Here is a 12599-nt window from a genome sequence, read left to right on the forward strand (position 1 = left end):
GCCGTCGGCCCGGCGCGCGTCCGCGGGGACCGGTACCACCGGGCCCCGCGGACGTGACGCTTCATCATGAAATACCGCTATTGCCCCGTTTCCGTGTCGGGGTGTGAAGTGCCGTTCCGCGCTGGATAGTTTGCGCAGGCCCAGGCATTCGCGCGGGGCAGGAGGGCTCCCAGCACGGTCCGGCGGCGGCCGGAGATCACTCCGCGCGCAGCGGCACCGACAGGTACGAGGGGTCGGACGGCGGCGAGGAGAAGGTCAGCCGCGCGCCGGCCGGGTTGTGCTCGGTGTAGAGCGGGTCCGCCGCGTCGACCACCAGGGCGAGCCGGTGCCCCGCGGGAACGTCGTACGCGGTCGAGAACAGCTCCAGGTCCACCGTGAACGGCTCGCCCGGCACCCTCCCGTGGAAGGTGTACGGGGCGTGGCTCACCAGCTTGCCGACGCCGAGCGGCCCCACGTCGTACAGGTACGCCACCAGGGTGCCGCCGGCCGCCGTCGGCGTGACCGTGGTGTGCAGCCTCGCCGTGCCGCGCACCCGCTGCGCGGTGGGGTACCGCTCCGACTGCCAGACGGCGGCGTACGAGCGGGGGAGCAGCGGCACGGAGACGGTCGGGGGCAGCCCCAGGAACTGGTCGAGGGCGTTGGAGAGCAGGACCACGCCGCCGTTGGCGCCGGAGTCGAGGCCCGTGCGGATGCCCCGCTCGCCGCCGAGGGCGAGGCGCCGCTCGCGGGTGCCGACGGAGGCCCAGTCGGGGTAGTCCTCGTAGCCGCCGGAGGTGCGGGACCTGAGCCGCACGGGCTGTTCGCGGTCGACGCCGTTGTCGACGCCCCGCAGGTGGTGGTCGAGCCAGCGCCGGGCGCTGGTCCAGGTGTCGTTGGGCAGGCCGAGCAGGCCGGTGGCCTCGGCGGTGGCGTGGTCGCCGGGGCGCAGCTCCAGCCGCTTGGGGCCGGTGAGCTTCTCGTAGAACGAGGCGTACTGGTTGGGCGGGAAGAAGGTGTCGCCCCAGGCGTTGCCGAGCATGACGGCGGTGCCGTTGGCGTTGAGGCGGTCCACGTGGGTGGCGGGGGAGCGCTTGCGGCCCCAGTCGATCATCTCCTGCTCGCGGGAGAGGTCGGAGGAGAGGAACCCGTCCAGGACGCGCCGCAGTTCGGCCCCGGGGCGGCCGGTGAGCTGCCCCGTGCCGCCGAGGAAGGCGGCGGCCTGGCGGTGCTGGGTGCGGCCGCTGTAGATGGAGTCGATCAGGTCGGCCCAGCCGCTGAGCGCCACGACGGCCTTGATCCGCCGGTCGTGCGCGGCGGCGAGGAGGCTGATGCCGGCGCCGTACGAGACGCCGGCCATGCCGACGCGGTCGGGGTCGGCGGGGGTGTGGGCGAGGGCCCAGTCGATGACCGCGGAGGCGTCGGCGATGTCGGGCGGGCCGGCGACCTCGATCTCCCCGCCGGACTGCCAGAAGCCGCGCGAGTTGTACGTGACGACGACGTACCCGGTGCCGGCGAGGGCGCGGGCCTGGGCGAGGTACTCGATCTGCGGCGTCGCCCAGCTCGTGGGCAGCACGACGAGCGGGTGGCGGTCGGCCGGGCCGGTCCCGGCGGGGGTGACGACATTGGCCTTGAGCACGGTGCCGCCGTCCCCGGCGATGTCGACGAACCGGACGCCGGCGGTCGCGGAGGTCGCGGAGGTCGCGGCGGGCCCTGCGGTGTCGGCGACCGCGGCGGTTGCGGCGGCATCGGGGGCTTGGGGCGCCTGGGCTGCTCGGGCTGCCTGGGCGGAGGCGGCGGGGGCGGGCCCGAAGGCCGCCCCCGTCGCCAGGACGGCCGCGGCCGTGCCGACGGCCGCCGTCCGCACGGCGGTGCGCGTGTGTCCCACGGGTCACTCCTCACTCGCGTGTCAGCGGTGGTGGAAGGTGACCCGACGGTAACCGCCATGACTTACCGAAGGTAACACCCTGGATGATCACGTCGCGGTAACGATGGCCGCGGGCTGCGTGCCGTCACGCCGCACCGCCCGGCCGGGCCCCCGGAAGGGACCCGGCCGGGCGGCGGCGGGGGCGTCGCGGCGGCGCGGGGAGGGGCGGCGGCTCAGCGCAGGGCGCTCTTCGCCTGCCACTCGCTCCAGGAGACGTTCCACGCGCCGTAGCCGTTGTTCACGGCCTGGGTGCCCTTGGCGTCGTCGCCCTCGATCTCGAACGGGTCGCCGACCTGGACCTGGCCGTACACCCACGCGGCGTCCGCGTCGGTCATGCCGATGCACCCCGAGCTGCGGTTCGCGTTGCCCATGTACCGGGCGTTCCACGGCGCCGCGTGGGCGTACATCCCCGACCAGGTGAGCCGCATCGAGTAGTCGACCATCTTGTCGTACGCGTCGCCGAGGCCGACGGTCTCGGAGCGCATGTTGATCGTGCCCTCCTTCGACATCAGCACCGTACGGCCGCGCCAGGAGGCCTTCTGGCCGCCGGGCGTGCCGCCCGACATGGGGACGTCCCGGACGACCTGCCCGTCGCGGACGAGCTTCAGCCGGTGGCCGTCCAGGTCGACCTTGACGACCTGGTTCTTCCCGACGGTGAAGCCGGTCAGGTAGTCGCGGACGAACCAGCCGCCGCCCGGCCCGGAGTCGACGCCGTTGAGGCGGGCGTCGAGCGTCACCTCGGTGCCCGCCTTCCAGTACTCCCTGGGCCGCCAGTCGACGCGGTCCTTGCCGGACCAGTCCTGCATCCAGCCCCAGGAGCCCTCGGTGTTGTCCGAGGTGGTGACCTTCAGGGCCTTCTCGACGGCGGCCTTGTTCTTGACCGGGTGGTCGAAGACGATCGACAGCGGCTGGGCTATGCCGACGGTGCTGTTCTTCCCGGGGGCGAGGCTCAGCTTGTTGACCTTCTCCGGCGGGGCGGTCGCGAAGCCGGCCTTCGCGGTGCCGCCGTCCGCGTCGCGCGCCTCCACCGTGTAGCCGGTGCCGGGGGCGGCGTTGCGGGCGGACGTCCAGGTGCGGCCGTCCGCGGACACCTTGCCCTCCAGGGTGGCGCCCTTGGAGTCGGTGACGGTGACCTGCGCCAGCCTGCCCTCCGCCAGGGTGACCTGGACGGGGGTGCCGGGCTTGGCCCGCTCGCCCGTGAGGTTCACGGTGATGCGGGTCTCGGGCTTGGCCTTGCCGTCCCCGGCGGCGTCGCCGGCCGAGGAGCCGCCGCCACCGCCCGAGCACGCGGTCAGCGCCGCGGTCAGAACCGCGGTACCGGCGAGGGCGGTGGTGCGGAGCAGGATACGGGCGTGTGTGCGGCTCAAGGGGACGACCTCCGTTGCGTTCTCTCGTCGCAGGGAGAGAGGGGGAACGGGGGCGCGGGGTTGCGAGGGACGTGAGAATTTCGCGGAAGTCGCGCGCGGCCCCCTCGCCGTGCGCTCTCTCGTGCACGGAGGTCCCGAACGCACCACGGCAAGAACTCGGCCGGGTAACGGATTTGAGGTGGCACCCCGGCATGCGGTTGAGTGGACATGATCAACAACATGGCCGAGGAAAGGAAGACCGGTGGCTGGTGCACAACGGGGGATCGTGGGGGCCGCGGCGCTGATGCTGGCCCTGACCGCGTGCGGTGGCGGGGGCGGCGACTGGACGGACGAGGACGGCAGGCCGCTGACCCTCGACGGGAGCCGGATGCTGATGGCGCTGCCGGGCAGGCTGTCCGCACCGGAGGGCTGGAAGGGGCGCGACCCCGAGGCCCTCACCGGGGAGCGGGCCCTGGACGCCTGCCAGGACGTGACGGCGTCCAACTGCGCCGGGCTCGCCGCGGCGGGCGGCGGCCGCTTTTCCAGCCAGGGCGGCACGGACCAGCGGATCCGGTACTACGTCTTCGCCTTCGACACCGTGGACAACGCCTCCGTCGCGATGAAGGGCACGCTCGCGGAGGACCGCGGGGACGCCGGGACGGTCCGGGAGCTGAAGGTCGACACCGGCGCCGAAGCGGCCGAGGCGTTCGCCGACACCGACGGGGACGCCGAGGTCGTGATGCGCGCCGGTGCCGTGGTCATCCGGATGCAGGGGTACGAGGTGGCCGACGAGAAGACCCTCGGCTCGTTCGCACGGCTCCAGGTGGAACGCGTCCGCGCCGCCGCGAACGGCCGGAACCCGGACGCCTGACGCCCCACCGGTCGAAGCCGGAGCGCCCCGGCACCCGCCCGGCCCCCGGTGTCACCGGGCCCGCGGGACCCCACCGCCCCTCCCGCCCCGGGGAGGAACCGGATCGCGGAGCGCCTTGCGCGCCTCGACCCGGTGGGCCTGGCCCCGAAGTCGTCGAGACGGCCGCAGAAGCCCCCGTGCGGAGCCCCGATCGCGAGCGGTGAATCCCCGGACGTCCGGCCGGGCGGGCCTGCCCGGCGCCGTGGGGGCCCGGGTGGCGGGAGGTCAGCGGCGGGGGCGGGGGCGGGGCGAGGCGCCTCTGGCGGGTGGCCGGGCGCTGCCCGCGGTGTCCGGCGCCTCGCGCCCGTCGGCTGCCGCGGCGGTGTCCGCGGCGGTGTCCGCGGCGGTGTCCGCGGCGGTGGCCGGGGCGTCCGCCGCGCCCGTCCCCTCCGCTCCGGGTGCCGCCGCGCCCGGAGCGGCTTCCGTCGTCCGCGCGTCGTCCGCCGGGGCGGCCGGGCGCGGGACGGGAGCGGGGGCCGGGCGGGTGGCGGCGTCGGTGACGTCGGCCACCAGCTCGACCACGTCCGGCCCGTACGCCTCCGAGTTCACCACCTTGAGCAGCAGCGCGAACGACCCGCGCTTGTGCCGGCGGGCCAGCTCCTCGTGGTGGCGGACCAGGTAGCGGGTGGCCGCCTGGTTGGTGATCGCCTTCTGCCCGCAGAAGAGGAACACCGGGCGCCGCCCCTCGCCCGCGGTGAGCCGCGCCAGCACCGCGTACTCGCTGACGCCGTGCTCCGCGCGGTAGGTCTCGCCGCCGATCCGGTACAGGTCCGGGCTGGTGCCGGGGCCCCGCTCCAGCACCAGCCCCGGCAGGAGGGTGCGCAGGTGCGCGGCCATCCGCTGGTTGGACATCGGCCCGCCCAGGCAGAACTCCGTACGGTCCCCGAAGCCCTCCACGGCCTGGTCGTGCCGGACGATCCGGGGCCTGGCGCCGCAGTCGCGGATCAGCGCGGACAGCTCCAGCAGGGCGAACACGTCGTGGCGGTGCACGCCCTCGCCGCCCGCCTCCCGGTTGACCACCAGCAGGCAGTCGGAGTCGTCGGGGAGCCCGAAGAACCCCTGCCTGCGGCGGAGCCTGCGGCGGGACAGCGCCGTACGGGCGAGCCATCCGAGTGACGCGCTGAGCCCACTGGCGGCCACGCCGAGCACGATGTTCCACAGGTCCTGGTCCATGGGCGCGCATGCTAGCGGTCCTGACGCGCCGCGTGCCGCGAAGTTACGCTGCGCGGACGGCCGTTGACTGGAGGTACCCGGATGCGTCGCCCCACCGTACGGAACGTCTCCCTCGCCGTCGTCGCCGCCGCGGCCGTCACCGCGGTGGCCGCCGCCCCGCCGTCCGCCGCCCCGCCCCACACCGTTCCGCCGTCCGCCGTCGAGCGGACGCGGACCGCCCCGGCCGCCCCGGCGGGCCCGCTCGCCGGGTCCGCCCCGGTGCCCGCCGCCCCCGCCAAGGTGCCGGTCGCCGCCGGGTACGGGGGCGCCGTCGCGAGCGTCGACCCGGACGCCTCGGCGGCCGGCGTCCAGGTCCTCCGCGCGGGCGGCAACGCCGTCGACGCCGCCGTCGCCACGGCCGCCGCGCTCGGCGTCACCGAGCCGTACTCGGCGGGCATCGGCGGAGGCGGCTACCTGGTCCACTACGACGCCCGCACCCGCACCGTCCACACCGTCGACGGCCGCGAGACCGCGCCCCGCACCGCGGACGCCTCCCTCTTCCTGGAGGACGGCGAGCCCGTCCCGTTCGCGCAGGCCATGACCAGCGGCCTCTCCGTCGGCACGCCCGGCACCCCCGCCACCTGGGATGCCGCGCTGCGGGCCTGGGGCACCAGGCCGCTCGGGGAACTGCTGGCGCCGGCCGTCCGGCTCGCCCGGGACGGCTTCGTCGTCGACGAGACGTTCCGCGCGCAGACCCGCGCCAACGAGGAGCGGTTCCGCGACTTCCCGGCCAGCGCCGCGCTCTTCCTCCCGGACGGCGCCCCACCCGCCGTCGGCACCGTCCTGAAGAACCCCGACCTGGCCCGCACCTACGAGGAGCTCGCCCGCCACGGCGCCGGAGCCCTCTACCGGGGCGCCCTCGCCCGCGACATCGTCCGCACCGTGCGCAGGCCCCCCGTCCGCCCCGGCGCCGACCGCATCGTCCGCCCCGGCGACCTGACGGTCCGGGACCTCGCGCGGTACGAGACGGTGGACCGGCGCCCCACGAAGGTCACCTACCGGGGCCTGGACGTCTACGGCATGGCGCCCTCCTCGTCGGGCGGCACCACCGTGGGCGAGGCGCTCAACATCCTGGAGGGCACCGACCTGCGGCGCGCCACCCCGAGGACGTACCTCCACCGGCTGATCGAGGCGAGCCGCGTCGCCTTCGCCGACCGGGGCCGCTGGGTCGGCGACCCGGCCTTCGAGGACGTGCCGGTGCGGGGCCTGCTCGCCCAGCGGTTCGCGGACGCGCGGGCCTGCCTCATCCGCGACGACCGCGCGCTGACCAGCCCGCTCGCCCCCGGCGACCCGCGCGCACCGCGGCCGTGCGGCACGTCGGGCCGGGCGGCGCCGACGACGTACGAGGGCGAGAACACCACCCATCTGACGACCGCCGACCGGTGGGGCAACGTCGTCTCGTACACCCTCACCATCGAGTCGACCGGCGGCAGCGGCATCACCGTGCCCGGCCGGGGCTTCCTCCTCAACAACGAGCTGACCGACTTCTCCTTCGCCCCGGCCGACCCGGCGGTCCACGACCCGAACCTCCCCGGCCCCGGCAAGCGCCCCCGCTCCTCCATGTCCCCGACGATCGTCCTCGACCGGCACGCCCGGCCCGTGCTCGCGCTCGGCTCGCCCGGCGGCGCCACGATCATCACGACCGTCCTGCAGACCCTCACCGGGGTCGTCGACCGGGGCCTGCCGCTGGTCGACGCCATCGCCGCGCCCCGCGCCAGCCAGCGCAACCAGCCCGTCACCGACCTCGAACCGGCCCTGTACGACAGCCCCTTGCGCGCCCGCCTCGCCGCCCTGGGCCACACGTTCCGCGAGACCCCGGAGATCGGCGCCGCGACGGGCGTCCAGCGGCTTCCGGACGGCCGCTGGCTCGCCGCGGCCGAGACGGTACGGCGGGGCGGCGGCTCCGCGATGGTGGTCCGCCCGGCGGGCTGAGGCCGGGCGGGCCCTTCCCCGGGCCCGCCCGGCGCCGGGGCCCGCACCCGGGCGCGGCCCTTCCCGGGGCGCGGCCCCGTACCCCCGGCGCGGCCCCCGCGACCCCGGCGTGCGGGCGCCGCATACGCGCCCGCCCGCCCGCACGCCCGCGTCGCGCGCCGGGCAACCGCGCGCCGGGCAACCGCGCGCCGGGCAGCGGTGAGCCGGGCAGCCTCGTGCACACCCGGTCCCCGCGGCGCACCTTGTGGACCAGTCGGGTGTGAAACGTGATCGAGTCCGGCGGCAGGCGGCGGCGATCTCGGCTTCCGGGGTGTGACGGGGCGTACCTTCTCCTCCTACTCACCGCTCTCCATGCGCACAGGCTCTCCGCCGCCGAGCCGAAGGAGCACCCGCATGCCCCCGATCGTGCGTGCCGCGCTGGTCCAGGCGACCTGGACCGGCGACACCGAATCGATGATCGCCAAGCATGAGCAGCACGCCCGCGACGCCGCCGAGCGGGGCGCGCGGATCATCGGCTTCCAGGAGGTGTTCAACGCCCCGTACTTCTGCCAGGTCCAGGACGCCGCGCACCACCTCTGGGCCGAGCCGGTCCCCGACGGTCCCACCGTGACCCGCATGCGCCGGCTGGCCCGCGAGACGGGCATGGTCGTCGTCGCCCCCGTCTTCGAGAGCGAGGGGCCCGGCTTCGCCTACAACACCGCGGCGGTCATCGACGCCGACGGCACCTACCTCGGCAAGTACCGCAAGCACCACATCCCCCAGCTCGACGGCTTCTACGAGAAGTTCTACTTCCGACCCGGCAACCTCGGCTGGCCCGTCTTCGACACCGCCGTCGGCCGCGTCGGCGTCTACATCTGCTACGACCGCCACTTCCCGGAGGGCTGGCGCCAGCTCGGCCTCAACGGCGCCCAGCTCGTCTACAACCCGTCCGCCACCCACCGCAGCCTCTCCGCCCACCTGTGGCGGCTGGAGCAGCCGGCCGCCGCCGTCGCCAACGCCTACTTCGTCGCCGCCATCAACCGGGTGGGCCGCGAGGAGTACGGGACCAACGACTTCTACGGCACCAGCTACTTCGTCGACCCGCGCGGACACCTCGTCGGCGACCCCGCCTCCGACCGCGAGGAGGAACTCCTCGTGCGGGACCTCGACTTCGGGCTGATCGACGAGGTGCGCAGGCAGTGGGCCTTCTACCGGGACCGGCGCCCCGACGCGTACGAAGGGCTGGTACGACCGTGACCGGACAGCACCATCTCCACGCCCACCGCCACCTCCACGACCGCCACCGCGCCGTCCTGCCCGACTGGCTCTCCCTCTACTACGACGAGCCCATCGAGATCACCCACGGCGAGGGCCGCCACGTGTGGGACGCCGAGGGCAACCGGTACCTGGACTTCTTCGGCGGCATCCTCACCACCATGACCGCCCACGCCCTCCCCGAGGTCACCAAGGCCGTCACCGAGCAGGCCGGGCGCGTCATCCACACCTCGACGCTCTACCTCGACCGCCCCATGGTCGACCTGGCCGAGCGGATCGCCGCGCTCTCCGGCATCCGCGACGCGCGGGTCTTCTTCACCACCTCCGGCACCGAGGCCAACGACACGGCGCTCCTGCTCGCCACCGCCTACCGCCGCAGCAACCAGGTCCTGGCGATGCGCAACAGCTACCACGGCCGGTCCTTCTCCGCCGTCTCCGTCACCGGCAACCGCTCCTGGACCACCACGGGCCTGTCCGGTCTGCACACGCTGTACGTCCACGGGGCCGTGCGCCGCCGGGGGCCCTTCGCGCACCTGCCCGACGCCGAGTTCACCGCCGCGTGCGTCGCCGACCTGGAGGACCTGATCGGCCACACCGGGGACGTCGCCGCACTGATCGCCGAGCCGATCCAGGGCGTCGGCGGCTTCACCTCCCCGCCGGACGGGCTGTACGCGGCGTTCCGCGAGGTCCTCGACCGGCACGGCATCCTGTGGATCAGCGACGAGGTGCAGACCGGCTGGGGCCGTACCGGCGACCACTTCTGGGGCTGGCAGGCGCACGCCGCGAGCGGGCCGCCGGACATCCTGACCTTCGCCAAGGGCATCGGCAACGGCATGTCCGTCGGCGGGGTCGTCGCCCGCGCCGAGGTGATGAACTGCCTGACGGCCAACTCCATCTCCACCTTCGGCGGCTCCCCGGTCACCATGGCCGCCGCGCTCGCCAACCTCTCGTACCTCCTCGAACACGACCTCCAGGGCAACGCCCGGCGCGTCGGCGGCCTCCTCGCCGAACGGCTCCGCGCCGTCGCGGCGGGGGTCGACCGGGTACGGGAGGTGCGCGGACGCGGTCTGATGATCGGCGTCGAGCTGGCCGACCCGGCGACCGGCGCGGCCGACCCGGACGCCGCAGCCGCCGTACTGGAGGCGGCCCGCGCGGAAGGGCTGCTGATCGGCAAGGGCGGCGGCCACGACACCAGCGTCCTGCGCGTCGCCCCGCCGCTCTCGCTCACCGTCGCCGAGGCCGAGGAGGGCGCCGCCCTCCTGGAACGGGCCCTGCGCGTCCTGCGGTAGGCGGGACAGGCGGGACAGGCGGGCAGACGGACGGGGAGGGCAGGCGGACGGGGCGGGCAGGCGGGCAGGCCGGTGGGCCGGTACGCCCGCCCGCGGCCACCTCCCCGCGTGGCCGGCCCGCAGCGCCCTCCCCGGGCCCCCTTCGGTCGGCCCGCCCGCAGCGCCCCCGCGCCCCCACCCCACCCCTCCGCGCCCCACCCCACCCACCCCGCCCGGGACCCGCAGCGGTCCTCCGGTACGCCACAGCAAGGGCCGACACACCATGAGCACCCGCACCCTCGTCCGGGGCGGCCTCGTCGTCACCGCCGCCGAGGAGACCCACGCCGACGTCCTCGTGGAGGACGGCCGGATCGCCGCGCTCGCCGCCCACGGCAGCGAGGCCGCCGCGGCCTGGACCGCCGAGCGCGTCATCGACGCCACCGGCAGGTACGTCCTGCCGGGCGGTGTCGACGCCCACACCCACCTGGACTTCCCCTTCGGTGGCACCTTCGCCTCCGACGACTTCGAGAGCGGCACGCGCGCCGCGGCCTGGGGCGGCACCACCACCGTCGTGGACTTCGCCGTCCAGAGCGTCGGCCACACCCTGCGCGAGGGCCTCGACGCCTGGTACGCCAAGGCCGACGGCAAGTGCGCCGTCGACTACGCCTTCCACATGATCCTCTCCGACGTGGACGGCTCGTCGCTCAAGGAGATGGACCTGCTGGTGGAGGAGGGCGTGACCTCCTTCAAGCTGTTCATGGCGTACCCCGGCGTGTTCTACAGCGACGACGGCCGCATCCTGCGGGCGATGCAGCGGGCCGCGCTCAACGGCGGGCTGGTCATGATGCACGCCGAGAACGGCATCGCCATCGACGTCCTCGTCGAGCAGGCCCTCGCCCGCGGCGACACCGACCCCCGCTTCCACGGCGAGACCCGCCACGCCCTGCTGGAGGCGGAGGCGACCCACCGCGCGGTCCAGCTCTCCCGCGTCGCGGGAGCGCCGCTGTACGTGGTGCACGTCTCGGCGCGGGAGGCCGTCGCCGAACTCGCCGCCGCCCGCGACCTGGGCCTGCCCGTCTTCGGCGAGACGTGCCCGCAGTACCTCTTCCTCTCCGCCGACAACCTGGCGGAGCCCGGCTTCGAGGGCGCCAAGTACGTGTGCAGCACCCCGCTGCGCCCGCGCGAGCACCAGGCGGCGCTGTGGCGGGGGCTGCGCACCGACGACCTCCAGGTGGTCTCCACCGACCACTGCCCCTTCTGCTTCCGCGGCCAGAAGGAGCTGGGCCGGGGCGACTTCTCCCGCATCCCCAACGGCCTGCCGGGTGTGGAGCACCGCATGGACCTCCTCCACCAGGCGGTCGTCGACGGGCACATCTCGCGGCGCCGCTGGATCGAGATCGCCTGCGCGGCCCCGGCCCGGATGTTCGGCCTCTACCCGAAGAAGGGCACCCTCGCGCCCGGCTCCGACGCCGACCTGGTGGTGTACGACCCGGCGGCCGTGCAGACCCTGTCCGCCCGCACCCACCACATGAACGTCGACTACTCGGCGTACGAGGGGCGCACCGTCACCGGCCGGGTCGAGACGGTCCTGTCGCGCGGCCGGGTCGTCATCGACCGCGGCATCTACACGGGCCGTGCCGGGCACGGCGTGTACACCCCCCGTTCCACCTGCCAGTACCTCGGCTAGGAGCCCCCGCATGGACTTCGGACTCGTCCTGCAGACCGACCCGCCCGCCTCCCGCGTCGTCGCCCTGATGCGCCGCGCCGAGCGCAACGGCTTCCGCTACGGCTGGACCTTCGACTCGGCCGTGCTGTGGCAGGAGCCGTTCGTCATCCACAGCCGCGTCCTGGAGCACACCGCGCGGCTGACGGTCGGGCCCATGGTCACCAACCCGGGCACCCGCGCCTGGGAGGTGACCGCCTCCACCTTCGCCACGCTCAACGACATGTACGGCAACCGGACGGTGTGCGGCATCGGCCGCGGCGACTCCGCGATGCGCGTCGCGGGCCGCAGGCCGAACACCCTGGCGCGGCTGGGCGAGGCCATCGACGTCATCCGCGACCTGGCGGAGGGCCGCGAGGCGGTCGTGGACGGCACCCCGATCCGCATCCCCTGGATCCGCGACGGCCGGCTGCCGGTGTGGATGGCCGCCTACGGGCCGAAGGCCCTCGCCCTCGCCGGACGGAAGGCGGACGGCTTCATCCTCCAGCTCGCCGACCCCTTCCTGACCGAGTGGATGGTGCGGGCGGTACGGCGGGCCGCCGAGGAGGCGGGCCGCGACCCCGCGTCGGTCACCGTCTGCGTCGCGGCGCCCGCGTACGTCACGGCCGACGACTCGCCGTCCGCGCTGGCCCACGCCCGCGACCAGTGCCGGTGGTTCGGGGGCATGGTCGGCAACCACGTCGCGGACCTCGTCGCCCGCTACGGCGAGCACTCCGACCTGGTGCCCGAGGCCCTCACCGCGTACATCAAGGACCGCCGGGGATACGACTACAGCCACCACGGCCGCGCCGGGAACCCGTCCGCGGACTTCGTGCCCGACGAGATCGTCGACCGCTTCTGCCTCCTCGGCCCCGCCGAGGCCCACGTCGAGAAGCTCCGCCGCCTCCGCGACCTCGGCGCCGACCAGTTCGCCGTCTACGCCATGCACGACGCCAAGGAGGCCACCATCGACGCCTACGGCTCCCACGTCATCCCGCCGCTCGGCTGAGCGCGGTACGTCCCGGCGGGACGGCGCTCGCGGGCGGACTGCCGCCGGGAGCCGCGAACGGGC

The 12599-nt window shown here is 74.9% G+C and carries 8 protein-coding genes and 1 pseudogene; 6 read left to right on the forward strand and 3 right to left on the reverse strand.

The annotated features are described in order from the left end of the window. Nucleotides 1-196 precede the first annotated feature (196 nt). Both CP974_RS25990 and CP974_RS25995 read right to left on the reverse strand, forming a co-directional pair. Nucleotides 197-1864, reverse strand: a complete 1668-nt coding sequence (locus CP974_RS25990) for an alpha/beta fold hydrolase (RefSeq protein WP_031128471.1) — start codon at nucleotides 1862-1864, stop codon at nucleotides 197-199. Between the two features lie 212 nt (nucleotides 1865-2076). Further along, a complete protein-coding gene (locus tag CP974_RS25995) occupies nucleotides 2077-3270 on the reverse strand; it encodes a L,D-transpeptidase family protein (protein WP_031128470.1) in 1194 nt (397 codons plus the stop codon). A gap of 241 nt (nucleotides 3271-3511) precedes the next feature. On the opposite strand from CP974_RS25995, the gene CP974_RS29800 reads away from it, so the two are divergent. Then, nucleotides 3512-4120 carry a hypothetical protein gene (locus CP974_RS29800; RefSeq protein ID WP_158935935.1) on the forward strand — a complete coding sequence of 203 codons (609 nt, stop codon included), beginning with the start codon at nucleotides 3512-3514 and terminating at the stop codon, nucleotides 4118-4120. 504 nt (nucleotides 4121-4624) lie between these two features. On the opposite strand, the pseudogene CP974_RS26005 reads toward CP974_RS29800, so the two are convergent. Beyond that, nucleotides 4625-5332, reverse strand: a pseudogene (locus tag CP974_RS26005) (hypothetical protein); the annotation flags it as partial. An 81-nt stretch (nucleotides 5333-5413) separates the two neighbouring features. Here CP974_RS26005 and ggt point away from each other — a divergent pair. From ggt to CP974_RS26030, 5 genes are all read left to right on the forward strand, one after another. Then, nucleotides 5414-7303, forward strand: coding sequence for a gamma-glutamyltransferase (gene ggt / locus CP974_RS26010; RefSeq protein ID WP_031136196.1), 1890 nt, complete (start codon nucleotides 5414-5416; stop codon nucleotides 7301-7303). Nucleotides 7304-7696: 393 nt separating this feature from the next. Beyond that, entirely contained in the window at nucleotides 7697-8539 is an 843-nt protein-coding gene (locus CP974_RS26015; protein ID WP_031136197.1) for a nitrilase-related carbon-nitrogen hydrolase, read from the forward strand. After that, on the forward strand, nucleotides 8536-9846 hold the full coding sequence (locus CP974_RS26020; protein ID WP_051840017.1) for an aspartate aminotransferase family protein: 1311 nt from the start codon (nucleotides 8536-8538) through the stop codon (nucleotides 9844-9846). Before CP974_RS26015 ends, CP974_RS26020 begins: the two co-directional genes overlap by 4 nt. Before the next feature lie 262 nt (nucleotides 9847-10108). Further along, a complete protein-coding gene (gene hydA / locus CP974_RS26025) occupies nucleotides 10109-11512 on the forward strand; it encodes a dihydropyrimidinase (RefSeq protein WP_031130732.1) in 1404 nt (467 codons plus the stop codon). A gap of 10 nt (nucleotides 11513-11522) precedes the next feature. After that, nucleotides 11523-12536, forward strand: coding sequence for a TIGR03842 family LLM class F420-dependent oxidoreductase (locus CP974_RS26030; protein WP_031130730.1), 1014 nt, complete (start codon nucleotides 11523-11525; stop codon nucleotides 12534-12536). Nucleotides 12537-12599: the final 63 nt, after the last annotated feature.

Source organism: Streptomyces fradiae ATCC 10745 = DSM 40063, assembly GCF_008704425.1.
Taxonomy (GTDB): Bacteria; Actinomycetota; Actinomycetes; order Streptomycetales; family Streptomycetaceae; genus Streptomyces; species Streptomyces fradiae.